The organism is Pseudonocardia sp. OZ21 (assembly GCF_059359135.1).
In genome coordinates, this window is sequence record NZ_JCADBN010000008.1 from 152,412 (window position 1) to 178,987 (window position 26,576).

A 26,576-nucleotide genomic window follows, 5' to 3' on the forward strand; every position below is an offset into this window, starting at 1 on the left:
CCTCAGTCGGCATCCGGCGCCCGGTACCCGAGGCGCCCACGGGTCCCGACCAGGACCAGCACGGCGGCCACGACCGCGCCGCTCGCCATGGCCTGCTGGGCCCGGTCGATGTCGATGGTCGGGAACACCTCCGACCACACGATCGAGGCGAAGTTGTTCACGCTGACGTGCAGCAGCATCGCCAGCGGCAGGCTCTCGCCGGTGCGGTTGAACACCCAGGTCATGACGATGTTGAAGGCGACGCAGAACCCGGCGAAGACCACCGGGCGGCTCCAGTCCGCGTCCGGCCAGCCGCCCCACTCGGTGAGGAACAGCGGCAGGTGCCAGACCGCCCAGAGCGGCCCCAGGATCATGGTGCCGGCCAGCGGTCCGAAGCGGCGCTGCATGCGGGGCAGCGCGAAGTCGCGCCAGCCCGGCTCCTCGGCGAGTCCGGTCGTGACCATCTGGATGAGCAGGCCGGGAACGTAGGCGGCGATGACCATCACCGACGGCGCGGTGATCTGCCCGCCGGAGAAGGCGTACCCGGAGGCCAGCATGAACGCGGGGACCCCGAGCAGGGTGATCGCGTACCAGTGCCACCGGACGCGCCAGCGCCACATCCGGCCGAGCCAGCGCCGCAACCCGGGCCGCCCGTCGGCGACGGCGGTGACGAACAGCGCCGAGGCGATCGGGCCGAGGTAGGCGCCGGGCAGCACCCCCAGGAGTTGGCTGGCTCCCAGGGCGTCGGGGTAGCGGTAGCTCCAGATCCCGAGCCCGTTCTGCGACAGGATGTACGGCAGCCAGGCCAGCCAGCTCATCAGGTTGGCCAGCACGAAGAAGCTGAGCAGCGGGTGGCGCCGCACCGGCCCGAGCACTCCCCCGCCCCGCGCGGGCGTTCGTGGCGGCGCGCCGGGCAGCGTCCCTCGGTCGGTTTCCGGTGTGCTCCTGTCCGAGATCGTCATGTACCGAAGTCTGTGATCCGGCGGGGTCTGTCACGAGATGCGAAGGATCGAAGATCCCCGATGCCATCGAAAGGTGCAGAAGTGTGGGCGCGGGCTGCCTACCGGGTGATCGTGGCGAGGAAGGCGTCGAGGTTCGCCAGCGTGCGGGCGATCTTCTCGTCCCGGGAGAGGGTCTCGCGGACCACTCCACCCACCGACTGCTTCCGTCCCCGGATGTAGAGGGAGCAGGCCAGGTCGGAGCACAGGTACTGCCCGACCGAGTTGCCCCCGCGGCCGGCCGCACCGGAGCGGCGGGCGGTCATCAGCACCACTCCGCCCGCCGTCCGCGTGGTCAGGCACAGCGAGCAGATACTGCGCGCCGTGAAACCACGCGCACCCGCGGACGCGGCACGCAGGGCGACGCCGGCCACGCGGCCGCCGTGCTCGGCGACGAGGTAGGCGCGTTCGGGAGCGCCCGGATCGCGCCAGCCCAGGAAGTCCAGATCCGGCCAGGGCAGCTCGTCGAGGCCGACGGGCAGCTTCAGCCGCTGGGCCTCCCCCTTGGAGCAGTTGACGAAGGACGAGCGGATGTCGGACTCAGTGAGCGGCTTCATGGCTGCCTATAGATCGTGGTATTTTGCCTAAATGCTTTAGGTAGCGTACACCACGTGAAAGGGCAGCCATGGCACGCGTCGGGCTCACCATCGAACGTCTGGTCCGGGCCGGAGCCGACCTCGCCGACGAATCAGGCTTCGACCAGGTCACCGCCTCGGCGCTCGCCCGGCGGTTCGACGTCAAGGTCGCGAGCCTCTACTCGCACGTGACGAGCTCCCACGACCTCAAGACCAGGATCGCCCTGCTCGCGCTGGAGGAGCTGGCGGACCTGCTCGCCGCAGCCCTTGCCGGCCGGGCCGGGAAGGACGCCCTGACGGCCTACGCGAACGTCTACCGCGACTACGCCCGGCAGCACCCCGGCCGCTACGCCGCCGCCCAGCTGCGGCTCGACCCGGAGACGGCGGCGGCCAGCGCAGGCGGCAGGCACGCGGATATGGCACGCGCGATCCTGCGCGGCTACGACCTTGCGGAACCGGATCACACCGCCGCGGTCCGGCTGCTCGGCAGCCTCGTCCACGGCTACGTCAGCCTGGAGATGGGCGGAGGGTTCAGCCACAGCGCCCCCGACACCCAGGAGACCTGGTCCCGGATCCTCGACGCCCTCGATGCCCTCCTGCGGAACTGGCCCGCGTGACACCCGGTCGCGCCACCGACGGCCGTGTCACCGCACCGGCGCGCCCGCAGACCCGGTCGGGAACTCCTCGACGCCGAGCACCCGCAGCAGCTCCAGCCGCTCGCGGGCATCGTCGTCCGCCGGCGTGAGCACCAGCAGCTGCTGGCCCTGGTCGGGGGTGACCAGGGTCTCGCAGTCCATCAGCAGCCTGCCCACCCGCGGGTGCACCAACGTCTTGCGGTCGGAGCGCCGGACCGCCACCTCGTGCTCGGCCCAGAGCCGGCGGAAGTCGGCGCTCGCGGCCTGCAACCGGTCGACGAGCCCGGCGACCTCTGCGTCGCCGGATCGGCGGCCGACCGCCGCGCGCAGGTCGGCCACGAGCTGACGGCCGCGGTACTCCTGTTCGTCGGGCGGCCCGATGGCGCGCGCGGCGGGGTCGGTGAACCAGCGGTATATGAGGTAGCGCCGGTCGCCGGAGAAACCGGAGTGGTCACCCATCAGCAGGACGCCTGCCCGGTTCTGCGCGAGGACCTCACCCAGGTCGGAGAGCACCATGGCCGGGGTGTCGCCGAGCAGGTCGAGCATGCGCAGCAGGCCGGCGCGGGCCAGCCGGGCCAGCCCGTCGGCGGGCGGAGGCCGGTGGCCGGCCAGGTGGAACAGGTGGGCGCGCTCGTCGTCGGAGAGGCGCAGGGCCCGGGCCAGCGCGCCGAGCAGCTGGGTCGAGGGCTGGCTGCTGCGGCCCTGCTCGAGGCGCACGACGTAGTCGACCGACATGCCGGCGAGCATGGCCACCTCTTCCCGGCGCAGGCCGGGGGCTCGGCGGCGAGGGCCGTCGGCGATGCCGACCTCGGCCGGGCGGATCGCCTCGCGGCGGCGGCGCAGGAAGTCGGCGAGCTGGTCACGCTCCATGGCCTCATGCTCCTCGCGGCCCGCGAGCTGATCCAGGGAGCGGCTCTCCCACGATGAACGCTCCGCTCCCGCACGTCCCGCCGCAGGCACAGGGTGGGTGTCGACATCGACGACGAAGGAGCACGCGATGCAGACACGAACCCTGGGCAGCACCGGACCGGCCGTTTCCGTGTTGGGCCTGGGCGCGATGGGCATGTCGGGCGCTTACGGCGCGGCCGACCGCACGGAGAGCATCGCCACCGTGCACGCCGCGATGGAGGCAGGCGTCACGCTGATCGACACCGGCGACTTCTACGCGATGGGCCACAACGAGCTGCTGCTCGCCGATGCGCTGCGCGGCCGGGATCGGGACAGCTACGCGCTGAGCGTCAAGTTCGGCGTGCGGCGGGGGCCGGGCCCCGAGTTCGGCGGGATGGACACCCGGCCCGAGGCGGTGAAGAACTTCCTGGCCTACTCGTTGACCCGGCTGGGCACCGACCACATCGACATCTACCGTCCCGCCCGGCTGGACCCGGCGGTGCCGATCGAGGACACGGTGGGCGCGATCAAGGAGATGATCGACGCCGGGCACGTGCGGCACGTCGGCCTGTCGGAGGTCGACTCCGCGACGATCCGCCGGGCGCACGCCGTGCACCCGATCGCCGATCTGCAGATCGAGTACTCGCTCGTGTCCCGCGCGGTGGAGGCGGACATCCTGCCTACGCTGCGGGAGCTCGGCATTGGCCTGACCGCGTACGGGGTCCTCAGCCGCGGCCACATCTCGGGGCACTGGAGCGCCGGCCACTCTGCCGGCCCCGGCGACCTCCGCGGCTCCAGCCCGCGGTTCTCGAACGGGAACGTGGAGCACAACCTCGCCCTGGTGGAGGCGCTGCGCCGGGTCGCCGAGACGAAGGGCTGCACCGTCGCCCAGCTGGCCATCGCCTGGGTGGCCGCGCAGGGCGAGACCATCGTGCCGCTGGTCGGCGCCCGCACCCGCGAGCGGCTGGCCGAGGCACTCCCCGCGGCGGAGCTGAACCTCACCGCGGACGACCTCGCCGAGATCGAGAAGGCGGTGCCGGCGGGCGCGGCGCGCGGCGACCGTTACCCGCCAGCGTTCATGTCGAGCCTCGGCGCAGGCAACTGAGGGCACGGCCGACACCGGCCCCTGCAATCCCGGGGGCCGCTACGCCACACCGCCGTCCACCAGCAGGATCTGGCCGGTCATGTACGAGGACGCGTCCGAGGCCAGGTAGAGCACGCCCGACGCGATCTCGTCCGGCGTCGCCTGCCTGCCCAGCGGCACGATCCGCTTGACGACCTCGTCCTGGGCTTCGCGCCCGCCCATGAAGTCGACGGCGGGATCGTTGAACGGGGTGTCCACCCAGCCGGGGCAGATGGTGTTCACCCGGATCCCGTCCGGGGCCAGCTCAGTGGCCAGTGCCCTGCCGAACGCGACGATCGCTCCCTTGGAGGCCGAGTACGCGGTGAGCCCCGGACCGCCCTTCACCGCGGCCAGCGAGGCCGTGAAGACGATCACGCCGCCGCCCGCGGCCCTCAGGTGGGGCACCACGTGCTTGGCCCCCAGGAAGCAGTGCCGGGGATTGACCCGGAACAGCGCGTCCCAGTCCTCGGCGCTGAACTCCGTGACCGGGCCGGAACGCTGCATTCCCGCGTTGAAGAAGGCCACGTCGACCCCGCCGAGACGCTCCGCGCTCGTCTCGATCAGCCGGGCCACCGAATCTTCGTCCGTGACGTCGGTGTGCACGAAGGATGCCTCACCACCCTTGTCGGCGATGGCGCGAACTGTCTCTTCGGCGCCCTCGGCATTGAGATCACCGATCACCAGACGCGCACCGTGCTTGGCGATCAACAACGCGGTCGCTCGGCCGATGTTGGTGGCGCCACCCGTGAGAACCACGCGTTTTCCGACGAGTTGCCGCAAGTCGTCCATTTCACCCGCTTTCACATACTTCGGTATGCTAAAAGTGTCCCAAGCAGCTTAACCACAACCGTTACCGGCCCGAGTAGCCTGGACGGGGTGCCACCGTCAACCGAGGCGGGCCTGTCGTCCGTTGAGCGCGCCCTCCGGATGCTCGAAGCCGTCGCGGAAGGGCCGCCCCTGGGCGTCACCGAGCTCGCCGCCCGGCTCACCACCTCGAAGGCCACCGCGTTCCGCCTGGCCCGCACCCTCCAGGCCAACGGCTACCTGGAACAGCTGGAGGACTCGCGCTACCGGCTCGGCTCGCGCTGCCTGATCCCCGGTGCGCGAGCATCCAGCGAGATCGACCTGCGCCAGGAACTGCGCGGGGCGGTGGAGGAACTGCACGCCAGAACCCAGGAGACGGTCCTGCTGACGGTTCTGGCCGGCCGGTTCGCGGTCTGCCTGGACTCGATCCCGTCGTCCCATCCGGTCGTGACCGTGGCGCAGATCGGCACGGTCTGGCCGCCGCACGCGGTCGCCGGGGGGCTGGCCATCCTGGCCGCGGACGAGGAACTGCGCGACGAGTACCTGACCGGTCAGCTGACCAGTCACTCCCCTGACACGATCACCGATCCGTCGGCGCTCCGGAGGGTCCTCGTCGAGGCACGCGAGGCCGGCTACGCGGTGAACCACAGCTACCTCCGCCCGGGGGTGTGCGCGGTCGGCGCGGTGGTGCGCAAGCCCTCCGGCGAAGCGGTGGCCGCGCTGTCGGTGATGCTCCCCGAGTTCCGCCTACGCGCCACCGGGGTGGAGGCACTCAGCCGGACCGTGCGCGCCGTGGCTGAACGGGCGAGCCACCGGCTCGGCAGGCGACCCACCACCCAAGCCGGCTGAGACACGGAGAAATCCGGCAATTCCGAGCACGGAGCGTGCCGGGCGGTTCACGCCTTTCCCGAGGTCGTTTCGCCATGCGGTACGGGATTGCAAGCCGCAGAACGCCGCGCTTATTTTGAAGTCCACGTCGCAGCGACGCTCCGACCCCGGCTCGACGCCGGGGGGTTGTCCGCGGCATGTCACATAGGGGTTGCATGCATGGCACTTGACGAGATCGCGCCTTCACGCCGGCGCGCAAAAATCGGTTTCAAATACTCCTGGCTCGTGCTCGTCGCGTTGTGGCTCGTTTACGCCATGAACGGCATCATGCGGAACTTGGTGTTTTTGGTCCAACCTTCCATCGTTCAGGAGTTCCGGGTCACTCCCGGCGAGCTCGGGCTGTTCACCGGATTCCTCACCCTTGCCCAGTCCGTCCTGGTCCTGCCCCTGTCGGTCTGGTCCGACAAGGGTGGGCACGGCTGGGCGCGGAAGTTCCGCGAGTTGCCGGTGGCTCTCGGCTACCTGGTGTTCTCCCTGCTCACCGGGATCGGCATCCTGACCCACAGCTTCGCCGGCCTGTTCACCCTGCAGGCGATCAAGAACGCGTTCAGCGGGACCGGCGAGTCGCTCGAGGTCACCGCGGTGGCGGAGTGGTGGCCGGTGGAGCGGCGAGGCTTCGCCCAGGGACTGCACCACACGGCGTTCCCGTGGGGATCGCTGATCGGCGGCTGGGCGGTGGCCGTCATCCTGGCCGGCTTCGGCAGCCAGAACTGGCGCCTGGTGTTCCTGCTGGTGCCGCTGATCACCGTCCCGATCCTGATCTTCTACTGGTGGGCGTCGAGCAGGGGCCGGTTCGACGCGTTCGTGGCGGACACCCGCGCCCGTGGCCTCACCGTCCCGGTCACCGGCGGCGCGGCCGACCAGGACGGGGCCGGGTCCGCGCCCGGGGCGGTCGGCCGCGCGCTGCGCAACCCGAACGTGCTGGTCAGCGCGATAGCGTCCGGCCTCGGACTGGCGATCTACACCGGGATCAACTTCTGGATCCCGCTGTATCTCGCGTTCGTCGCGCACTACGACTTCGCCCAGGTGGCTGCCTACAGCGTGATCTTCACCATCACCGGTGGTATCGGCCAGGTCCTCTGGGGGACGGTCTCCGACCGCCTCGGGCGCAAGTACACGCTGATCATCTGCTTCCTGTGGCTGACCGTGGCAGTGCTCCTGCTGCAGCAGACCGGCATCAGCCTCGGCTGGCTCATCGGCGTGCAGCTGTTCCTGGGTATGGCCACCAACGCCATCTACCCGGTGCTGTACTCGCTGTCCTCGGACTCCAGCGAGAAGGGCGCGGTGGCCATCGGCAACGGGCTGCAGATGGTCGGCCAGGGCATCGGCGGCCTGTCCCCCATCCTGCTGGGCGCGCTGATCGCTTTCGGCGGGGGTTTCTCCAGCGTCCGAGGCTTCGACTACGGCCTCTACTTCCTCGCCGCCCTCCAGTTGCTGGCCGCGATCCTCATGGCGCTGTTCACCCGGGAGACGATCGGCATCTTCAAGAACCGCGACCGTGCCCTGGTGTCGCGCGAGTCGTGCAACCTCCCCTCGACGGCCGGCTGAACGGGTCCGTCCTCACTCGTCGAACAGCCGCCACGGGGTGAGGGCGGGCCTGGACCGGGCAGTTCATTCCTCCGGCGCCGTGAGGAACGCGCAGATCGGCGCCGCGGTCCGGGCGACGTCGTCGAACCAGGGGTTGTGCCCGCCGGGTACGACCGCCAACCGCGCCCGAGGGATCTTCGCCACGCTCGGACGACCCAGCTGGGGTGAGCGAAACCTCTCCTGCTCGCCCCAGACGAAGAGGAGCGGCGTCGTGATCGACGCCAGTTCCCCATCGGTGAGGACGTTCTCGGGGCACGGGGTGGGTCCGTTCATCAGGCGGCGCAGCAACGCGCGGTACGAGGCGGCCTGCCCGCGCAGGCGGAGCGGAAGGCGGTGGAGGTCGACGAGATCGTCGGACATGCAGTGCGCCGCCGGGGTCCCGATCGCCTCCGCAAGGGCGGCGCGGGCCACGAACCTCGGCGACGGCAGCCGCATCGCCAGCTGCGCGACCCGGCCCCGCACCGGGGACGCCATCGCCGCCATCGAGGCGGTCACACGGGTTCCGGGAAGCGCTGTCGCGGGCGCGCCGACGATCACGGCTCGCGACAGGCGCGCCGGTGCGTCGATCGCCGTCCACAACGTGAACAAGCCACCCAGGGAGCTGCCGACGACGGCCGCGCGTTCGAGTCCGAGTTCGTCCACCGTCCGCGTCAGCACCTGCACCGCCAGCTCGCGGAGAGATCGGCCCTGCCACTGGTAGGGCGGTGCGAGACCGTGCCCAGGCAGGTCGAGCAGAAGGTGGCGGTGCCCGGGCAGCTGGGCGACGAGGGGTGCGAACCCCATGCCCGGAGCCGAGATCCCGTTGACGTAGATCACGGGCAGGCCCGAGCCCGTGGCCTGAACCCGCAACTGAACCGCTGGGTTCTCGAGCGAAATCACGTGCTCCGTCATCGACAGCCCATAGGCGGCCGAGACGCGCCTTTCCACCGCCCGGATTCGTTCCTCGGGCCCCGTGGCACTCATGGACCCACCGTCGCCGTCAGTTCGCGTCTGGGCCTTGGACGAATGTTCCGCCCCTCCGGCGCGGGAAATGGACGACGCGACCCGCTGCGCAGGCCGGACGCTGCGGTTCTGGGGGATGTCGTACGACCGTCGGCACCCGGCCGCCCGTCCACAGCCTGGCCCCGGGTTCACTGCGGAACATTCGTACAAGACGTACGGTCGTCAGACACCCCACCATCGGGCAATGCGTAGCCACGACCCCGTTGCCCTCGCCGGAAACCTCTCGCCATTCGATTTCCGGGAACTCGCGTCGTTCAACGGCGGCGCGTTCTGCATGTACTACGGCGATCGGCTCGACCGGTCCGACTGGGAGCTCCACCCCGATACCGACGAGCTGCTGATGGTCCTCTCCGGCAGCGTCACCGTCGAGATCCTCACCGACACCGAGCACCATCGCCTGCCACTCACCGCCGGTCAGTTCGCCATCGTGCCCAAGGGCCACTGGCACCGGCACGTCGAGGTGCACGACGTCGTCGAGATGTTCTACACGCCGGGTACCACCATCGAATCCACGGCCGACGACCCTCGCGCCGCTCACGCGGAGGCTGCCGCGGTGTCCGGCTCATGACCATGGCGGGCGGAGACGGTCAGGGCCGGACGTAGCGCCGGGTCACCGCGGCTCCAGGCCCATCTGGTGCGTCCAGCGGCCGCCGATCATCGTCCCCACCACCGGGAAGGTGCGGAGCGCCGTGGCATCCAGTTCCGCGGGGTCGTCCTCGGTGACGATCAGGTCGGCCCGTCTGCCGACACGGACCGGTCCGTCCGGCCCGGTCGACGCGGCGAGCGCGACGTCGAAGGGAATCTCCTGCTCGCCGTGCCAGCTCGGGCGATCGTCCGCGCTGCGCCGGACGGCGGCGGCGATGCTGACCCACGGGTCGAGGGGGGCGACCGGGGCGTCCGACCCGAGCACGAGCTCGGCCCCGGCGTCCCGCAGCGACCGGTAGGGGAAGGCGCGGTTGGTCCGGCCCTTCCAGTAGCGGTCGGCGACGTCACGATCGTCGACGACGTGCTCGGGCTGCACGCTCGCGACGACCCCGAGCTCGGCGAACCGGACGACGTCCGGTGTGGACAGCAACTGGGCGTGCTCGATACGGCCGCGTGCGCCGCTCGCGGCGAACGCATCGAGCGCGAGGGTGTTGGCCCGGTCGCCGATCGCATGCACCGCGGCGTCGATACCGGCTGCCGTGGCCCTGCGCAGCAGCGGCACGAGATCCTCGGGCGCGACGAGCAGGACGCCACACGGGTGCGCCGTTCCCTCGAGTCCGGGGTAGGGGTCCTGGCAGTAGGCCGTGCGTGTGTTGAGGGACCCGTCGCTGACGACCTTGAGCGGGCCCATGGTGAGGAGCCCGGCCGATCCGGGGATCGGGTCGCCGGTGCGCAGCCCGCGTGAGATCGCCTCGTCGAGATGGGACGGCCACACCGACGACACGACCCGCAGGGAGGTGCAGCCGCGGGAGATCCGGCCGGCCCAGGCGTCGAGCTGCCACGGTGCCTCGAAGTCGACGACGCCGACCGCTCCGCGCGCCGCCGCCTCCTGCGCGGCCTCCCGCGCCCAGGCGTCGAGCAGGTGCGCCGGCACCTTCCTCGTGTCTTCCATGATGGGGTGCCAGTCGGTCTCCCGGAGCACCCCGGTGGGATGGGCGGCCCATCCGTATGTCCGCGCGGCGGCGGAGTTCAGCCAGCAGCAGTGGAGATCGGCGGAGACGAGCACGACGGGCGTCGCTCCGGTCACCGGGTCGAGCAGGGTTCGGTGCGGGACGTCGGGCCAGAGCGCGTCCCGGAACCCGACGCCGACGAGTGCGGTGTCCGGTTCCGGCGGATCGGTGCGCATCCGCTGGGCCACCAGCTCCACGACCGCGCCTGCCGACCGCGCCGAGCCGAGATCGAGCCGGCGGCGCGCCAGCGTCCACTGGTCGAAGTGCACGTGGTTGTCCCACAACCCGGGCAGGACGAGCCGTCCGTCGAGCGGCACCACCTCGGCAGCACGGGATGCGGTCAGCTCCGGGCCGAGTGCGGTCACGAGGCCCGCCTCGATCGTGATGTCCACGATCCGGCCGGCCACCCGGGCCGAGCGCAGCAGGAGCTCGCCGCTCCCGTGGTGATCCATCCGCTCAGTATCGGTTGACGCGGGCGTCGTGGCGCAAGGCCGCGTCGATGACCCGGGCCGGGGCCGGAATGCCGTGCTGGCTTCGCACGATCTGCCCGGCCGACGGCACGTCGTTCTCGGCGGGCCACGTCTCCGGATCCCAGAGCGCCGAACGCGCGAACGCCTTCGTGCAGTGCAGGAACAGCTCGTCGACGGTGACCTCGATCGCGAGGTCCGGGGTGACGCCTGCGACCGTCAGCCGGGGGAGGTAGGCGGCATCCGCGACCACCCGGGCCGTGCCGTTCACCCGGAGTGTGTCGCCGACCCCGGGGACGACGAAGAGCATTCCGACGGCGGGGTTGCCGAGGATGTTGCGCATGCTGTCGAGGCGGCGGTTGCCCTTGCGGTCGCCGAATGCCAGCGTCCTGTCGTCGACCACGAGCACGCTGCCTGCAGGGTCGCCGCGCGGCGAGACGTCGCACGAGCCGTCGGCCCCGCTGGTGGCGAGGATGAACATCGGGCTGGCCGCGATGAACCGCGCGGAGGCGTCGTCGATGTGATCGATCGCCTTGCCTGCGATCGCGGCCGAGGGATCCCGTACGTACTCGCGGAGCTCGGACTCACTACGGATCGTGCGCATCCTGGTCACTCCCCCCTTGCGTCCAAGTAAAGGTAGCCTATCCTCTGTTCGTGCTCCCCGCTCCCCGGCCGGCCACTGAGCTGCGTGGCGTCGACCTCGACCTCGGCTACCACGGCGTCGACGTCGTGCACGGGGCCGGCGTCCGGCTGCGCTCCGGTTTCGTCACGGCGCTGGTGGGTCCGAACGGCAGCGGCAAGTCGACGCTGCTGCGGGCGCTCGCCCGGCTGCACCCGCCCCGGAGCGGGCAGATCCTGATCGGCGGCGACCCCGAGGGTCCCGAAGCGCTGGACGCGCTCGCCCTGACCCGCCGCGAGTTCGCCCGCCGCGTCACGCTGCTCGCGCAGAGCCGGCCGGTGCCGGTCGGGCTTTCGGTACGTGACGTGGTCGGCTTCGGCCGCCATCCCTACCGTGGCCGGTTCGGCCGCGAGGACATCGCCGGCCCGGCCGTGGTGGCGCGAGCGATGGAGGCGACCGGGGTGGCCGGCATCGCCGACCGTCCCGTCGACGAGCTGTCCGGCGGCCAGCTGCAGCGCGTCTGGCTCGCCTGCTGCCTGGCCCAGGACACGGGCGTCCTGCTGCTCGACGAGCCGACCAACCACCTCGACCTGCGCTACCAGGTCGAGATGCTCGAACTGCTGCGCGATCTCGCCGACGACGACCAGGTGGCGATCGGCGTGGTGTTGCACGACCTGGAGCACGCCGCGGCCGTCGCCGACGAGGTCGCGCTGCTCGCCGACGGGCGGGTGTGCGCCGCCGGCCCACCGGAGGCGGTGCTCACCGGCGAGATCCTCACGGCGGCCTACGGGATCGAGGTCGCGGTCGACCACGACCCGGTGACGGAGTCCCTGCGCATCCGGCCGGTGGGCCGGCACAGCACGCGCAGGAAGGGAACCGCGACAGCGGGAAGTGGGGAGGACACCAGATGAGACGATCCTGGCGGCGCGGTCCATGGGTGGCGGTGACCGGCCTGGTCGCACTGCTCCTCGCCGGTTGCGGCACCACGGAGGCACCGGACGACGCGGGCTCCGCACCCACCGCGGGCGGCGGTGCACCCATCACCGTCACCGACGGGCGCGGCAGGCAGGTCACCCTCGACGGCCCGGCGACCAGGCCGGTCGGGCTCGAGTGGAACGTCGTCGAGCACCTGGTCTCGCTGGGCGTGAAGCCGGTCGGCGTTGCGGACGTCAAGGGCTACACGGACTGGGTGAAGGCCGCACCGCTGCAGGGCGAGGTCACCGACGTCGGGGTGCGGGGTGAGCCGAGCGTCGAGGCGATCGCCGGCCTGCGTCCCGACCTCGTCCTCGCCACCACCGACCTGCCCGAAGGCGCCGTCACGCAGCTGGAGGCGATCGCGCCCGTGGTGCTCGTGCGTCCGGCCGACGCCTCCGACAGCATCGGCCAGATGCGCCGCAACGTCGAGCTGGTCGCCACGCTGACCGGCACCCAGGCTGCCGCGCAGCGCCAGCTCGCCGACTTCGACACCGCGCTCGGAGACGGCGCCGCGCGGCTGACGGCGGCCGGGCTGGGCGGGCGCCGGTTCGCCTTCGCCGACGGCTACCTCGACGGCGGGCGTCTCTCGATCCGCCCGTTCACCGAGGGATCGCTGGTCGAGTCCGTGTCGCAGGAGCTCGGCCTCGTCAACGCGTGGCCGCTCACCGGCGACAGCGACTACGGCCTCGCGACCACCGACGTCGAAGGGCTGACCACGCTCGGGGACGTCGAGTTCATCTACTACGCCAACGACGCCGACGGCCCCGATCCCTTCGTGGACGGACTCGCGGGCAACGCGGTGTGGGCGTCGCTGCCGTTCGTGCAGGCCGGCAACGTCACCCGGCTTCCGGACGGGATCTGGATGTTCGGCGGGCCTGCGTCGATGAGGCAGTACGTCGACGCCGTCACCGCGGCACTGGCCGGCTGAGGCGGTGAGCAGGGCCGGGGTCTCGGAGGTCTCCGCCGACCCGCTGCCGGCGCCGCGCGCGGTGCCGTCGCGCGTCGCCGCCGCTGCCGTGGTGGGTGTCTGTGCGGTGCTGCTGCTCGGCGCCGTGCACCTCACCCAGGGCACATCGGGTGTCGGTGTCGGCCAGTTGCTGGCGCTGCTCACCGGGTCGGGCACCGACGGCACCGCCGCGGTCCTGGTCGCCTCGCGCGTGCCCCGGCTGCTCGCCGCCCTCGTGGTCGGGGCGGCACTGGGTGCGGCAGGCGCCGCGCTGCAGTCCGTCAGCCGCAACGCGCTCGCGTCGCCGGACACCCTCGGGGTCGACGCGGGCGCGTACTTCGCGGTCGTCGCCGTCGCGGCGTTCGGCCTGGCCGTGCCCATCGAACTGTCGGCGCTCGTCGCGTTCTCGGGCGGTCTCGCCGCCGCGGCGCTCGTGTTCGCGCTGTCGGGCGGCGGCACGGGCCCGACCCGGCTCGTGCTGGCCGGGTCCGCGGTCGCACTCGCGCTCTTCTCGCTCACGAGCGTGCTCCTGCTGCTGTTCTCACAGGAGACCTCGGGGCTCTACGCCTGGGGCAGCGGCCAGCTCGCGCAGACCGGGCTCGATGCGGTGGCCCGGATGAGCCCGGTCGTGCTGCTCGGCCTCGCCGGTCTCGTCGTGCTCGGCCGCAGGCTCGACGTCCTCGGGCTCGGCGACGACACCGCCGCGGTGCTGGGCGTCCCGGTCCGCCGCACCCGCGTGCTCGTGAACGTGCTCGCGGTGCTGCTCTCCGCCTCCGCGGTGACGGTGGCGGGCCCGGTCGGTTTCGTGGGCCTGTGCGCGCCTGCCGTGCTCCGGCTCGTCGCGCCGCTGGTGCCCGGGCTGCGCCGGCACCGGGTACTGCTGCCCATGGCAGCGCTCGCCGGGGTCGGCGTGGTGCTCGCGGCCGACGTGCTGGTGCGGCTCGTGCTCGGCGGGCAGGGCGGCGTCGAGGTGCCGACGGGGGTGGTGACCACCCTCTTCGGCGCGGTCGTCCTCGTGGCCGTGGCCCGCCGGTTCCGCGAGTCGGGCCCGGTGCGGCAGGTCGCCGCCGCACACTCGGGGCGGCTGCGCGACCGCACGGGATTCCTCGTCGTCACGGCCGTGACGCTCGCGGCCACCGCGGTGGTGGCGGTGGGCGGGCTGCTGCTCGGCGACACGATGCTGCTCACAGGCGACGTCCTCAACTGGCTGACCGGTCGCGCGGGCCCGATCACCACGTTCGTGCTGGACACGCGGGTGCCGCGCGTGGTCGCGGCCCTGTTCGCGGGGGCCGCGCTCGCGGTGGCGGGCACGGCCGTGCAGGCGGTGTGCCGCAACCCGCTCGCCGAGCCCGCGCTGCTCGGCGTCAGCGGCGGTGCGGGGGTCGCGGCCGTCGCGGTCATCACGATCGTCCCGGCCGTCGGGGTCTGGACGCTCGCCGGCAGCGCCGCGCTCGGTGCGCTGCTCGCCGCCGCCCTCGTGTTCGGGCTCGCCGTGCGTGGCGGCATGGCGTCCGACCGGCTCGTCCTGATCGGCGTCGGGGTCTCCTACGGGGCCATGGCGCTCATCACCGTGATGATCGTGTCCACCGACCCGTTCAACGAGACGAAGGCGCTCACCTGGCTGGCCGGCTCGACGTACGGGCGCACGTTCCCGCAGGTGCTGCCCGTGGTCGGCGCGTTGGTGCTGCTCCTCGCGCTGTTCGTCGGCCGGCGCAACGAGCTCGACCTCCTCGCGGTCGACGACGACACCCCGCAGGTGCTCGGCATCCGGCTCTCCCGGACCCGGGTGCTCCTGCTGGGCGCCGCGGCGCTGCTCACCGCCACCGCCGTCGCCGCGATCGGCGTGCTCGCGTTCGTCGGACTCGTCGCCCCGCACGCGGCGCGCGCCCTCGTCGGGGCCCGGCACGCCCGTGTGCTCCCGGTCGCCGCTCTGCTCGGCGCGCTGCTCGTCGGGCTCGCCGACGCCGTCGGCCGCACCGTCATCGCGCCTGCCCAGCTGCCTGCGGGCGCACTCACCTCGCTGATCGGCACGCCGTACTTCGCGTGGTTGCTCTGGCGCTCCCGGCGCCCGCCGTCCGAGGCGTGAAGTGCGGGTTGTCCGGCACCCGCAGGCCGAGCTCCTCCCGCAGCGTCGCCCCCGAGTAGTCGTCATGGAAGATCCCGCGTCGCTGCAGCTCGGGCACGAGCAGGTCGACGACCCGTTCGAGCCCGAGCGGCAGCGTCGGAACCCTCACCATGAACCCGTCGCACGCCCCGGAGCGGAACCAGTCCTCCAACTCGTCGGCGACCTCGGCCGCGGTGCCCGTGAACGGCGGGGTGTCGCCGGCGGCGAGCAGCCGCTGGTAGGTCTGGCGGATCGCGAGGCCCTCCCGTGACGCCATCGCCCACACGCTCTGCCTGCGGCTCGTGATCCCGTCGACCTCGGCGGACAGGTCGGGCAGCGGGCCGTCGAGCGGATACGGGGCCAGATCCTCCTTGACCATGCTCGACAGGTACTGGACGCCGAGCGCGGGCGACACCAGAGCGTTCAGCTCGCGGTAGAGGGCGAGTGCCTCGTCGCGGGACTGCGCGACGTTTGACGCGGACGCCCGGGATGATCTTCAGCTCGTGCGGCTCGCGGCCGTACCCGGCCATCCTGCCCTTGATGTCGCGGACGACCTCGATGCTCGCCTCCTTGGTCTGCGCCACGGAGAACAGGCAGTCGGCGAGCTGCGCGGCGAGCTCTCGCCCCGGCTCGGACTGGCCCGCCATGAACAGCACCGGGTAGCCCTGCGGGCTGCGCGCGAGGTTCAGCGGACCGCGCACGGTGAAGTTGTCGCCGTGGTGGTCAGCGTGTGCACCCGGCCGGAGTCGAGGAACTGGCCGGTCGTCTTGTCCTGCGGGAAGGCGTCGTGGGCCCAGCTGTCCCACAGCCCCTTACAGACCTCGACGAACTCCCGTGCACGCTTGTAGCGGTCGGTCTTCTCCGGAAAGGCGCCGCCGAAGTTCACGGCGTCGCCCGGGTAGGAGGTGGTCACGACATTCCAGATCGCGCGGCCACCGCTGATGTGGTCGAGCGAGGAGAACTTGCGGGCGAGCCGCCGGCACATTCACCGAATTCGACTCGTGATCAACGCTGACACTTCTCGAGGTGGCGAAACATGCCACGCTGTCGAATGATCCTGAAGCGTGCGAAAACCTTCGCCATATGTGCGCTGTGAGGCATTTGACCGGGAATCCTGGGCAGCGTGGATGTCATAGCCCCCATGCACGCTTCGGGCGGTTCGTCGACCGGTGTCGCCACCGCAGGCGCCCGAGGTGGGCACGTCAGCAACAGCCGCCGACAGCAGCGCTGTACCGCGGACCGGATCGCGAGGATTCGCGCGTCTCGGCAACATCGTCCGGCTCCGGTAGAGGGATGGGGCGAACTTGGGGATCGCGAGGGGCGCAGAGTGCGATCGCAGATCGCGCGGGCCCACGAGGCGTCGGACACAGGAGCGGTCCCGTCCTGGCCGCCGGAGGGATCGTCGAGGTCCTGGCACCGCGGGAGGCCGAGGAGGATCGGGCCGGACATCAGGCACATCCCACAGCCCGTTGCGTGATCACGGACAGATCACCCCTTCCTTCGCGACACGCAGACCGCCTCCGAACGTGGGAGGAATGCTCCGCACGGATCAATGAGATGAGAAAGGGGGTACAAATCTGCCCAGCAATGATCTATCGACGCATAAGCGTTTCCGATCCCGAACAGTTTCATCTCAGAACGAGCCGGATTTCGAATGGCGTTGGTCACTCTTGACGTAGGCCGCTGGTATACACCTCGTCATCGAGTAACAGCACTGCGCTAAAAGCGACATATAGACAAGCCTTTGAGCTGGGAAAACTCGGTCGAGTCGCCACACGGTTCGATTGAGCGCGCCCGTGGCGACCCGGCACCGGCGTGCAACACGTTCGATCCGGTCTGCACACTCTTACTCGATCACGTGATCGATCATGGTGCGAGCGAGAGGCGTGCGAAATGCAGCCGTCGAGGGTATTTGTCGTGGGGTCCGGCGTCGTCGGAACAGCGACAGGTATGGGGTTCCTGGCCGCCGGAAACACAGTGACATTCATTGACACCTCGGTGCCACGGGTGCGTGACCTGCGGGCTCAGGGCCTGGACGCACGGACGGAGCTGGACCTGACCTCCGAGCCGGACTCCTTCATCTTCCTGACGTTGCCCACGCCGAACGCGGGGTGGGGCTACGACCTGGGGGCGTTCACGGCGGGTTCCGCCGCCGTCGGTCGAGCCCTGGCCGCGTCGAGCGCACAGCACACCGTCGTCGTGCGGTCGACGGTGGAGCCCGGCACCACAGAAGGACTGGTGCGGTCGGTGCTCGAGGAGAACTCCGGTATGACCGCCGGTGACGGGTTCCGCCTGGCCTCGAACCCGGAGTTCCTGCGCGCCGTCTCCGCGGCCGAGGACTTCAGCCACCCGTGGATGACCGTCATCGCCAGCCGGGACCCGCAGACCGTGGCTCGGCTGCGCGAACTGCTCGCACCGTTCGGCGGCGAGATGCGCACGTTCTCCGACCCGGCCGAGGCCGAGCTCGTCAAATGTGCGCACAACATCTTCAACGCCACGAAGATCAGCTTCTGGAACGAGATGTGGCTCGTCGCCCGGAAGCTCGGCCTCGACCTCGACCCGATCGCGGCCACGGTCGCGAAGTCCGCCGAAGGCTCGACCAACCCGCAGTACGGAATCCGCGGCGGCGCCCCCTACGGCGGAGTCTGCCTGCCCAAGGACACCTGCGGATTCCTCGGATACTCCAGCACGATCGGGGTCGACATGCCGTTGCTGCGAGCCGTGGTCGAGACGAACGACCGGCTCGAGAGCGTGGTCAAGCAGGAGGTCGAAGCCGCCGGAAAGGCGGCAGCCGGCATCACGACGGCATGACGCTCCCTTTCTACTACTACGTGCTGGGCACACCGCTCGGTGTGCTCGGCCTGGTTCGGTGGGGATGCTGGCTCGTGCGGCGGGTCCCCGCAGTGCTGTACAAGCCGGTGCTGAACGACCACCGGCTGCCGATCACCGTGGTCGTACCGGTGTACCAGGAGGATCCGGAGGTATTCGCCACCGCGATCGAGTCCTGGCTGGCGAACAGGGTCGACGTCATCCTCGTCATCGATGTCTCCGACGAGGACTGCCAGGAGGTCGCCGCCCGCTACCCGGTACAGGTGCTGATCACTGACGTACCGGGAAAACGGGACGCGTTGCGCCGGGGATGGCGGGCGGCCGGCACCGAGTTGGTCGCGCTTGTCGACTCCGACACCATCTGGGCCCGGGACGTCGCGGACGAGGTGTGCAAGCCGTTCGCGGACCCCCGCATCGGAGGCGTCGGAACCCGGCAGAACGTCTACGCGTCCACGGGCTTCCTGGCCCGCATCACCGACATGTTCCTCGATCACCGGTACTTCGACGAGAACGCCAGCCAGACCCTGCTCGGCCAGGCCGTGTCGTGCCTGTCCGGACGTACAGCGATCTACCGCCGCGCGCTGCTGCTCGAGGTCGAGGAAGAGTTCATGCACGAGACGTTCTGGGGTGTGCCGTGCCTGTCGGGCGACGACAAGCGCCTGACGACCCTCATCCTGGAGCGCGGCCATCTCACGTACATGCAACGGACGGCCGAGGTGTGGTCGACCTTCCCCACCCGCTGGCGGATCTTCTTCCGCCAGCGCCTCAGGTGGGCGCGCAACACGTGGCGTTCCGACCTGCGGGCGCTGTCGCGGCCCTGGGTGTGGCGGCACCCCTTCCTCGCCTACACGATGGTCGACAAGGGCGTCAGCAGCTTCACCCTGTTGTTCGGGCCGGCGTTCATGATCCACTCGTTGGTGCGGCACAACTGGGTGTTCGCCGCCGTCCTGGCGGTCTGGTGGCAGATCAGCCGGTCGGCGAAGCTGCTGCCCCACCTGCGCAGGCGGCCCTCCTCGTTCTTCTTCATCCCCGGATACGTGGTCGTCTCGTGGATCATGGCCTTGATCAAGCTGCAGGCCCTGTTCACCATCCGCAGGCAGCGCTGGCTCACCCGGCAGGTGGCCGTCGAGAACGGCGAGGTCGTCCGCACCGAGCAGCCAGGATCCACCCCGGACGGGGTACCGGCATGACAAGCACCCGACCGAGCCGATACCGGGTCGGCCGACTGCTCCCCTGGTGTGCGATCGCCGCGCTGCTCGCCCTCGCGGCGACGCCCGGCGCGGCGGTCGCGGCCGCTCCGACGGCCGTGGCGCCGGCAGCCGGGGCGACGGCGGCGGCGGGGGCGGCGGCGGGGGATACGCCCGGCACGGCGTCGGACGGCCCGCCGCCCACCGCGGGACCGGACCGTGGGCGCGATCCGTCGCGGCGGGTGAGGCGGCCTCCCAACAGGCACGGCCGGAGTGGCGACGGACCACCCGGGCCGCGCGACGGTCCGCACCGACCGCGTGGTCCACGCCAGGCCCCGCCGGACGGCGAAGCCTCCGGACCCGAGACCTCCGGACCGGACACGTCCGGACCGGACACGTCCGCGCCGGACTCCTCCGAGCCAGACAGCACCGAACCGGACACCTCTGCGCCGGACACCTCCGAACCGGACACCTCGGCGCCGGACACCTCGGCGCCGGACACCTCGGCGCCGGACACCTCGGTACCGGAACCCGCGGCACCGGAACCCGCGGCACCGGAACCCCCCGCGAGGGCAGTTCCCGCCCGGCCGCCGGTCCGCAGGCCGCCGCAGGCCCTCAGGCCGGAGCCGCCGGAGCAACCGGCGCCCCCGTCCGCGCCGGCACCCCGCACGGCGGTAGCGCCCACTCCGGGCCCCTCCCCCACCGTGGCCGCCCCGGCCCAGCCGAACGACCGGGCCGAGGCGGCCCGGAGAGCAGCCGACCTGGAAGCGGACGCCGGCAGGGTCCGGACGTCGTGGGAGCTGCACGGCCAGCCGCACCGGATGGTCATCCTCCGGCCCGGGAGCATCGACCTGGTGACCGACGGGCAGCTCATGAGAAGACAACCCTTCTCCGGACACGCCGCCATCAGCGCGCTCGACCGGTACCTGCCCAGCTCCTGGTTGACGGTCGCCGGTGGCTCGGCGACGCTCAGCGCGGCCATGGTCCTGACCCCCGGCGCGGTGCTGGACTCCGGCGGCGACGTGCGAACCCTGAAGCTGGTCGGTGGAGCGACGCCGGCCGACGCCGCCTCGCTCTACACCGGTGGTGGCCGGGTCGTCCTGCGCGGCGTCTCGGTCACCTCCGCCGACCCCCGTTCCCAGCTGGCACTGCCACCCTCGGCGGCCGGTCGACCGGCCATCGTCGTCTCGTCGAAGGGCAGGCTCGAGGCCACCGACGCCACGATCAGCGATCTCGGCACGCTGCCGGGGGGCACCGACTCGGGCCGGCCCGGCGTGCTGTTCAACCCCGACAGCACTGGCTCACTGATCCGCACGACGCTGGCCCGCAACAGCACCGGCCTCGAGCTCTCCGGCTCGGTGGGCGTGCATCTCCAGGACGTGACCGCGAGCGACTCGGCGGAGGACGGGGTCGACCTGAAGGGCGACCGCGACACCACGATGAACGGGATCCGCGCGACGGGCAACGGTGGAAGCGGGGTGGTCGTCACCGGCGTGAGCTCGAGCCGACCCATCACCGGCGTCTCGACGACGGGCAACGGCGACTACGGGGTCGCCGTCGTCGGACAACAAGGCGCGCGGATCACCGGGGTCACGACCGCATCCGACAAGGGCGGCGGGCTGCAGCTGAGCCGGTCGACCAACTCCGTCGTCACCGACTTCACCGCAGTCGACCAGCCGATCGGCCTGTTCATCCACGTCAACAGCACCGGAACGGTGGTCGACCGGATGCGGAGCACCGGTGGCCTCCGCGGCATGGTGATCGAGAAGACCACACACGGTCTCGACGTGCGGGAATCCACGTTCACCGGCGCCATGGTCGCCGGCATCGCAGACGGCGGGCACCAGGTCCAGCTGGACGCTGTGCAGACCGACGACTCCCGCACCGGCGTGCGGATCGAACGGGGCGCTAGCGATGTCGCGATCACGGGGATCGTGGTCAACCGCGGACACGACGGGATCGTCACGGCGGAAGGGACGAGTGGGGTCGTCGTGACCGACATGACCGTGAACCACGTCGTGTCCGACGGAGTGCGGACGTTCACTCCGGACGCCCGGATCGTGGGCGGCCGGATCGTCGGTGGCAGCACGGGTATCGACGCCGCCGCGGCCACCAGCATCTCCGGCACATCGATCGACTCCGCCCGGCAGGGGATCAACTCACGATCGACCGGATCCGTCCACGCCGACCGGGTCAGCGTCAACGCGATCGACACCGGGGTGAACGCCTCCGCCGGCAGTTCCGTCGTGCTGAGCAACTCCCGCGTGCACGCGCTCGAGTCGATCCGCGGCGTGGTCGGGCAGCAGGGGGTCAACGATCTCAGTCTGCCGCCCCTCAACCTGCTCGGGGCGGTCGGAGTGCCCGTGATCCTGCTGGCCATCCTGCTGGAGCTGGTGCACGCCTTCCGGCAACGGCAGGTCACCGCTGCCCGACGAGGGCCCCGACCCGGACCGAAGCACCGGCTCCCGGCGCCCGAGGCCGGAGCCGGCAGGCAGCTCGCCGGCAGTTTCCTCAGCGGGCACGGTTCGCATCAGGGTCCGAACCAGTGACCGGGAGGGCCAGGACCGTGGTCCGTGCCGTGCTTCTCGTGGCGGCGTTCGCTCTGCTGGGCAGCGCCTGTTCCGCGTCTCTGCCGCAGCCCCTGGTCCGCCGGCAGGTCCCGGCGACGGCGGCGGTCGATCCGGCCCGGCCCTGCAACAGGCCGGCACCCGCGGTGGTCCAGACCGCCCGAACGGCGCCGACAGGCGTCGAGGTCCGTTACGACAGCGCCGCGAAAACGATCACTCTCGAGCACGGCGACGGCGTCACCCTGCCCGCGTTGAGCGCGGCGGTGAAGAGACCGGAAGCACTGCGCGAGGTCGCTCCCGGCGAGTGGCTGCTCGGCGCGAGCATCCAGGTGCTCGCCGGCGCATCGCTGCAGATCAGTGCGCCGGCTGTGCACTGGCTGAAGCTGACCAGCGACCGGGCCGGATTCGTGTCGGTCAGCGCTCTCGGCGGCGGCCTCGACATCAGCGGTACCTGCGTCACGTCGTGGGACGTGACCCAGAACCGCGTCGACACCGACGACACCGACGGCCGCAGCTTCCTGCTCGCCCGCGACGGATCGCAGATGACGATCGACCACGCCGAGTTGCGGTACCTGGGCTACGGCCAGGTCGAGTCGTACGGGCTGTCGTGGCGACTGCCGGGCACCGGTGGCCGGATCACCGACAGCATCGTCTCCAACATGTACTACGGGCTCTACACCTTCGAGATCAGCGGCCTCGTGGTACAGAACAACGAGTTCTACGACAACATGTTGTACGCCATCGACCCGCACACGAAATCGCATAATCTACTCATCGAAGGCAACATGGTGCACGACAACGGCAAGCACGGAATCATCCTGGCCGATGACTGCACGGACAGCATCATTCGCGACAACGTCGTATACAACAACGCAGACCACGGGATCGTGCTCTTCTTGAACTCCGACCGGAACCTCGTCGAGGGAAACGAGTCGTTCGGCAACGCCGACCAGGGCATCAACATCAACGAGTCGTCGACCAACACGATCCGTGACAACCGCGTCTACGACAACCACGGGACCGGCATGGGCGTCTCCCTCGGACAGGACAACGTGCTGGACCAGAACCAGGTCCGCGGCAACCAGCAGGACGGCGTCCGGCTGGTGAGCGAGGCCGCGCGCACCACCATGCGCGACAACGTGATCGGGGAGAACGTCCGCTACGGCCTCTACGTCGACACCGACGGCGGCTTCACCCTCTCGAAGAACACCATCTTCGAGAATCGCACCGGTATCCTGATGACCGTCGTCGCGGCCAACCCCGCGAGTGACAACAGCGTCTACGACAACCAGAGCGCCGACATCAAGAATGCGCCGGAGTAACCCCGTTTCTGTCACCGACCGATGCCCGGAGGGCGAACCGACCGATGAGGGCACACCGTTCAGTTCCCCCGTTACCACCGGCGCGTGACCGGGCGAGCGGGAAGGTGACCATGCGACGGATGCTGTCGATGGCCGCCCCACTGGCGGTACTGCTGATCGCGACCGCCTGTGCCGGCCCCTCCGCGCCGCCGCCGAGCACCACCCCGCCCCCGGCGCCCCCGGTGGGGGCGGCCCCGGAGTCGGGCGGTACGCCACAGCCGGGCGCGCGATACCCGTCCGACCTCATCGACCTCTCGAACTGGTACCTCACCCTGCCCACGGGGGACGACGGCGACCCCGACCAGGTCCACCAACCGGCTCTCGCCACGTTCAGCGGGCCCTGGTTCCACCTCGACGACGCCAAGGACGGCGTGGTCTTCGCCGCCAACGCCGGTGGCGCGACCACGTCGGGCAGCGACTACCCGCGCTCCGAGCTCCGCGAGATGACAGGGGCGGACAAGGCCAGCTGGTCGAACACCAGCGGCACCCACACGCTCACCGTCCGCGAAGCCTTCACGAAGCTGCCCCCCGTCAAGCCAGAGGTGGTGGGCGCCCAGATCCACGACGCCAAGAACGACGTCGTGCTGATCCGGCTCATCGGTCAGCGTCTCGTGGCCGAGTACGGCAGGGACTCCACCAGGGTCACCATCGACCCCGCATACAAGCTCGGCACGCCGTACGACCTCAAGCTCATCGCCGCCGACAGCCACATCCAGGTCTTCTACAACGGCAGGCTCGCCACCGACATCCCGATGAGTGGCTCGGGGTGGTACTTCAAGGCCGGTGCCTACGTCCTGTCCAACACCGACACGGGCGACAGCCCCGACGCCGAGGGCGAGGTCGTCATCTACTCGCTGCAGGTCCAGCACTCCATGTGATCGGTCAGAACACCCGGATCGCGATCTCGGCCGGGTCGGCGAGCAGGGACTCGATCTCGTCGTCGAGCCGGACGAGGGTGATCGACGCACCTGCCATGTCCAGCGACGTGCAGTACTCGCCGACGTAGTTGCGGCCCACGGTGATACCGCGGTCGGCGAGCTGGTTGTGGGCCCGCCGGTAGACGATGTACAGCTCGCTGATCGGGGTGCCGCCCAGGCCGTTGACCATGAGGGCGACCCGGTCGCCGGACTCGAACGGCAGGTCGGTCACCACGGCCTCGAGCAGCTCGTCCACGATCTCGTCGGCCGGCATCAGCTTCACCCGCCGGCGCCCCGGCTCGCCGTGGATGCCGACACCCATCTCGACCTCATCGGCAGGCAGGTCGAACAGCGGTGTCCCCTTCGCGGGCGGCGTGCACGCGGTGAGGGCCATGCCCATCGTCCGGGTGACGCTGTTGACCTTCTCCCCGATCCGGTAGATCTCGTCGAGGTCGGCACCGCGCTCGGCCGCTGCCCCGACCGCCTTCAGCACGAAGAAGTTGCCCGCCACGCCCCGCCTGCCGACCGTGTAGGTGGAGTCCTGGACCGAGACGTCGTCGTCGATGAACAGCGTGCGGACGGTGATGTCCTCGGCCTCGGCGAGCTCCTGGGCCATGTCGAAGGCCATCCGGTCGCCGGTGTAGTTGTTCACCAGGAGCAGCACGCCCTTGGGGGTGGCGAGCAGCTTGATCGTCTCGTAGACGTAGTCGGTGGGCGGGGCGGCGAACACGTCACCCGGACAGGCGGCGTCGAGCATGCCCGGGCCGACGGCCATGACGTGGGCGGGCTCGTGACCGGACCCGGACCCCTGGATGATCGAGACCTTGTCCGCACGCGGGGCGTCGGCCCGCATGATCAGGTTGTAGTCCGGGACGTAGCGGAGGGTCTCCGGGTTGGCCAGCGCCAGTCCCTCCAGCATCTCCGGCACGTAGTTCTTCGGGTCGTTGACGAACTTCTTCATGCGGTGCTCCATCGGTCTCGTCGTTGAGGGACTCGCCGTCCTGCGGTCGGGCTGCTCAGGAGCTCGCCGGCCCCGGCCAGGTCTGGGCGACACGTTCGGCCATCACCGCGACGGCGACAGCACCCGCATCGGGTGATCCGACGCTGCGCTCACCCGTGTAGCTCGCACGGCCGCGCCTCGCCTGCATGGATGTCGTCGCGTCGGCGGCGGCCCGGGCGGCGCTCGCGGCGACCTTCGCTACCTCGGGGGCGGGCGTGGCCGGGTCGGCGGCGAGCCGCTCGGCGATCGCGTCCGTCATCGGTACCAGCGCGTCCAGGAGCGTCTTGTCGCCGACGTCGGAGTTGCCCCTCTTCTTGATCCCCTCGGCGGCGCCGCGGAGCATCGCGACGGCATCCTCGCCGGTCAGCTCCGCTTTTCCCTTCACCGCAGCGGACGCGCGCAGGAACGCCGTGCCCCACAGCGGACCGGACGTGCCGCCGACCCGTTTGGAGATGGTGAGGGCGATCTTCTGCAGCAACCCCGACGGCTCGGCGCGGTCGAGGGAGTCCCATTCGGCCAGCACGATCTCGAACCCGCGAGCCAGGGAGTAGCCGAAGTCACCGTCGCCGACGACCGCGTCGAGCTCACCGAACGCCCGCTCGTTGTCCACGGCGGTCTGCGCGATCGTACGAACGACGAACTCGAGATTCGCTGATGACGGCGACGTCATGCTCACTCCCTGCTGGACGGGCGCGGCGCAGCCTCGGTGAGGAGCGTCCGGAGGTGGTCGAGGCGGACGAACGGTGTCGGGTCGAGCCCCAACGGGTCGGCGAGTACCCGCGTGGTCTCCTGCGGGTCGCCGAGCGACGACACCACGAGCGTGGCGCCGGTGAAGTCCTCGCCGCCGGTGTAGCTGCTCGGGGTGACCACGCAGACCAGGCCGGCATCGAGTGCGGCGAGCATCCCGTTGCGGCTGTCCTCCACGACGACCGTGGCATCCGGCGCCACCCCCAGCTCCGACACGGCGAGCAGGTAGATGTCCGGCGCGGGCTTCTTGTGGGGCACGACGTCGCCTGCGAAGACGGCGAACCGGCCGGCCAGCGCGTCGCCCATCACGTGCGCGAGGACGCTGCACACCGACACCTCTGCCGACGTGGACGCCACGGCGAGCGACCAGCCGGCGTCGGCGGCCTCCTCCGCGATCCGCCGCACCCCCGGCCGCGGCGGTATCGACCCGCTCGCGATGATCCCGGTGTAGATCTCGGTCTTGCGCCGGTGCCAGCTCGCGATGTGCTCGGCGAGCTCGTCACGGTCGGACGGGAGCCCGGCCGCGGCGAGGAAGTCCGGCGTCAGGATCGTGGCCATCCGCTCCTTTCCCCCGCCGACCAGGAGCTTCTCGGCGTACTCCGCCTCACTCCAGCGGACGGGAAGACCGAACTCCTCGAACATCGCGTTGAACGCGGGCAGATGGCCGTAGCGCTCGGTGTCGGCGAGGACACCGTCGCAGTCGAAGACGAGGGCGGGCACGGG

The 26,576-nt window shown here is 70.8% G+C and carries 25 protein-coding genes and 1 pseudogene; 13 read left to right on the plus strand and 13 right to left on the minus strand.

Features of this window, described 5'->3' with window-relative positions; genetic code table 11:
- Nucleotides 1-2: 2 nt before the first annotated feature.
- Entirely contained in the window at nt 3-941 is a 939-nt protein-coding gene (locus AC5L35_RS19740) for a CPBP family intramembrane glutamic endopeptidase (RefSeq protein WP_495061127.1), read from the minus strand.
- Between the two features lie 98 nt (nt 942-1,039).
- A complete protein-coding gene (locus AC5L35_RS19745) occupies nt 1,040-1,534 on the minus strand; it encodes an FBP domain-containing protein (protein ID WP_495061128.1) in 495 nt (164 codons plus the stop codon).
- Nucleotides 1,535-1,602: 68 nt separating this feature from the next.
- On the opposite strand from AC5L35_RS19745, the gene AC5L35_RS19750 reads away from it, so the two are divergent.
- Nucleotides 1,603-2,169 (plus strand): TetR/AcrR family transcriptional regulator, encoded by a 567-nt coding sequence (locus tag AC5L35_RS19750; RefSeq protein ID WP_495061129.1) that lies wholly within the window; start codon nt 1,603-1,605, stop codon nt 2,167-2,169.
- 27 nt (nt 2,170-2,196) lie between these two features.
- Here AC5L35_RS19750 and AC5L35_RS19755 read toward each other — a convergent pair whose 3' ends face one another.
- Nucleotides 2,197-3,057, minus strand: coding sequence for a helix-turn-helix transcriptional regulator (locus tag AC5L35_RS19755; protein ID WP_495061130.1), 861 nt, complete (start codon nt 3,055-3,057; stop codon nt 2,197-2,199).
- Nucleotides 3,058-3,184: 127 nt separating this feature from the next.
- On the opposite strand from AC5L35_RS19755, the gene AC5L35_RS19760 reads away from it, so the two are divergent.
- Nucleotides 3,185-4,180, plus strand: coding sequence for an aldo/keto reductase (locus tag AC5L35_RS19760; RefSeq protein WP_495061131.1), 996 nt, complete (start codon nt 3,185-3,187; stop codon nt 4,178-4,180).
- Nucleotides 4,181-4,219: 39 nt separating this feature from the next.
- Here AC5L35_RS19760 and AC5L35_RS19765 read toward each other — a convergent pair whose 3' ends face one another.
- Nucleotides 4,220-4,987 (minus strand): SDR family NAD(P)-dependent oxidoreductase, encoded by a 768-nt coding sequence (locus AC5L35_RS19765; RefSeq protein ID WP_495061132.1) that lies wholly within the window; start codon nt 4,985-4,987, stop codon nt 4,220-4,222.
- 87 nt (nt 4,988-5,074) lie between these two features.
- On the opposite strand from AC5L35_RS19765, the gene AC5L35_RS19770 reads away from it, so the two are divergent.
- Together AC5L35_RS19770 and AC5L35_RS19775 are read left to right on the plus strand one after the other, a co-directional pair.
- Entirely contained in the window at nt 5,075-5,851 is a 777-nt protein-coding gene (locus AC5L35_RS19770; protein WP_495061133.1) for an IclR family transcriptional regulator, read from the plus strand.
- 198 nt (nt 5,852-6,049) lie between these two features.
- Nucleotides 6,050-7,438: an MFS transporter gene (locus tag AC5L35_RS19775; RefSeq protein ID WP_495061134.1), complete on the plus strand. Its 1,389-nt coding sequence runs from the start codon at nt 6,050-6,052 to the stop codon at nt 7,436-7,438.
- 63 nt (nt 7,439-7,501) lie between these two features.
- Here AC5L35_RS19775 and AC5L35_RS19780 read toward each other — a convergent pair whose 3' ends face one another.
- Nucleotides 7,502-8,440 carry an alpha/beta fold hydrolase gene (locus AC5L35_RS19780; protein ID WP_495061135.1) on the minus strand — a complete coding sequence of 313 codons (939 nt, stop codon included), beginning with the start codon at nt 8,438-8,440 and terminating at the stop codon, nt 7,502-7,504.
- Nucleotides 8,441-8,663: 223 nt separating this feature from the next.
- Between AC5L35_RS19780 and AC5L35_RS19785 the strand changes: the two genes are divergently transcribed.
- Entirely contained in the window at nt 8,664-9,047 is a 384-nt protein-coding gene (locus tag AC5L35_RS19785) for a cupin domain-containing protein (RefSeq protein WP_495061136.1), read from the plus strand.
- 42 nt (nt 9,048-9,089) lie between these two features.
- Here the strand turns inward: AC5L35_RS19785 and AC5L35_RS19790 are convergent, their stop codons facing one another.
- Together AC5L35_RS19790 and AC5L35_RS19795 are read right to left on the minus strand one after the other, a co-directional pair.
- Entirely contained in the window at nt 9,090-10,586 is a 1,497-nt protein-coding gene (locus AC5L35_RS19790) for an amidohydrolase (protein WP_495061137.1), read from the minus strand.
- 4 nt (nt 10,587-10,590) lie between these two features.
- Nucleotides 10,591-11,205, minus strand: a complete 615-nt coding sequence (locus AC5L35_RS19795; protein WP_495061138.1) for an MSMEG_1061 family FMN-dependent PPOX-type flavoprotein — start codon at nt 11,203-11,205, stop codon at nt 10,591-10,593.
- Between the two features lie 50 nt (nt 11,206-11,255).
- Here AC5L35_RS19795 and AC5L35_RS19800 point away from each other — a divergent pair, with 50 nt between their 5' ends.
- The 3 genes from AC5L35_RS19800 to AC5L35_RS19810 are packed head-to-tail and all read left to right on the plus strand — an operon-like array spanning nt 11,256 to nt 15,227.
- Entirely contained in the window at nt 11,256-12,131 is an 876-nt protein-coding gene (locus AC5L35_RS19800; RefSeq protein ID WP_495061139.1) for an ABC transporter ATP-binding protein, read from the plus strand.
- Nucleotides 12,128-13,123: an ABC transporter substrate-binding protein gene (locus AC5L35_RS19805; RefSeq protein WP_495061140.1), complete on the plus strand. Its 996-nt coding sequence runs from the start codon at nt 12,128-12,130 to the stop codon at nt 13,121-13,123. The genes AC5L35_RS19800 and AC5L35_RS19805 overlap by 4 nt, the downstream gene beginning before the upstream one ends.
- Before the next feature lie 4 nt (nt 13,124-13,127).
- The gene (locus AC5L35_RS19810) at nt 13,128-15,227 is read left to right on the plus strand and encodes an iron ABC transporter permease (RefSeq protein ID WP_495061141.1); all 2,100 of its coding nucleotides are present in this window, start codon (nt 13,128-13,130) and stop codon (nt 15,225-15,227) included.
- Here the strand turns inward: AC5L35_RS19810 and AC5L35_RS19815 are convergent.
- The 3 genes and pseudogenes from AC5L35_RS19815 to AC5L35_RS19825 form a co-directional block, all read right to left on the minus strand.
- Nucleotides 15,154-15,660 carry a hypothetical protein gene (locus AC5L35_RS19815; protein WP_495061301.1) on the minus strand — a complete coding sequence of 169 codons (507 nt, stop codon included), beginning with the start codon at nt 15,658-15,660 and terminating at the stop codon, nt 15,154-15,156. The genes AC5L35_RS19810 and AC5L35_RS19815 overlap by 74 nt on opposite strands.
- Nucleotides 15,661-15,778: 118 nt before the next feature.
- A pseudogene (locus AC5L35_RS19820) lies at nt 15,779-15,946 on the minus strand (LLM class flavin-dependent oxidoreductase); the annotation flags it as partial.
- A complete protein-coding gene (locus tag AC5L35_RS19825) occupies nt 15,931-16,230 on the minus strand; it encodes an LLM class flavin-dependent oxidoreductase (protein WP_495061142.1) in 300 nt (99 codons plus the stop codon). The pseudogene AC5L35_RS19820 and the gene AC5L35_RS19825, both read right to left, overlap by 16 nt.
- Before the next feature lie 992 nt (nt 16,231-17,222).
- Between AC5L35_RS19825 and AC5L35_RS19830 the strand changes: the two genes are divergently transcribed.
- The 5 genes from AC5L35_RS19830 to AC5L35_RS19850 all read left to right on the plus strand — a co-directional run bounded on the left by AC5L35_RS19830 (nt 17,223) and on the right by AC5L35_RS19850 (nt 24,067).
- On the plus strand, nt 17,223-18,056 hold the full coding sequence (locus tag AC5L35_RS19830) for a Rossmann-fold NAD(P)-binding domain-containing protein (RefSeq protein WP_495061143.1): 834 nt from the start codon (nt 17,223-17,225) through the stop codon (nt 18,054-18,056).
- The gene (locus tag AC5L35_RS19835; RefSeq protein WP_495061144.1) at nt 18,053-19,264 is read left to right on the plus strand and encodes a glycosyltransferase; all 1,212 of its coding nucleotides are present in this window, start codon (nt 18,053-18,055) and stop codon (nt 19,262-19,264) included. Before AC5L35_RS19830 ends, AC5L35_RS19835 begins: the two co-directional genes overlap by 4 nt.
- A 701-nt stretch (nt 19,265-19,965) precedes the next feature.
- The gene (locus AC5L35_RS19840) at nt 19,966-21,810 is read left to right on the plus strand and encodes a right-handed parallel beta-helix repeat-containing protein (protein ID WP_495061145.1); all 1,845 of its coding nucleotides are present in this window, start codon (nt 19,966-19,968) and stop codon (nt 21,808-21,810) included.
- Nucleotides 21,807-23,150, plus strand: coding sequence for a right-handed parallel beta-helix repeat-containing protein (locus tag AC5L35_RS19845; protein WP_495061146.1), 1,344 nt, complete (start codon nt 21,807-21,809; stop codon nt 23,148-23,150). Before AC5L35_RS19840 ends, AC5L35_RS19845 begins: the two co-directional genes overlap by 4 nt.
- Before the next feature lie 110 nt (nt 23,151-23,260).
- Entirely contained in the window at nt 23,261-24,067 is an 807-nt protein-coding gene (locus AC5L35_RS19850; protein WP_495061147.1) for a polysaccharide lyase family 7 protein, read from the plus strand.
- Nucleotides 24,068-24,071: 4 nt separating this feature from the next.
- On the opposite strand, the gene dhaK is transcribed toward AC5L35_RS19850, so the two are convergent.
- Genes dhaK through AC5L35_RS19865 form a run of 3 tightly spaced genes read right to left on the minus strand, consistent with a single transcriptional unit; the run spans nt 24,072 to nt 26,573 of the window.
- Complete coding sequence (gene dhaK, locus AC5L35_RS19855; protein ID WP_495061148.1) at nt 24,072-25,067, minus strand: dihydroxyacetone kinase subunit DhaK; 996 nt, start codon at nt 25,065-25,067, stop codon at nt 24,072-24,074.
- 55 nt (nt 25,068-25,122) lie between these two features.
- Nucleotides 25,123-25,776, minus strand: a complete 654-nt coding sequence (dhaL, locus tag AC5L35_RS19860; protein ID WP_495061149.1) for a dihydroxyacetone kinase subunit DhaL — start codon at nt 25,774-25,776, stop codon at nt 25,123-25,125.
- A gap of 2 nt (nt 25,777-25,778) precedes the next feature.
- A complete protein-coding gene (locus AC5L35_RS19865) occupies nt 25,779-26,573 on the minus strand; it encodes an HAD-IA family hydrolase (protein ID WP_495061150.1) in 795 nt (264 codons plus the stop codon).
- Nucleotides 26,574-26,576 lie beyond the last annotated feature (3 nt).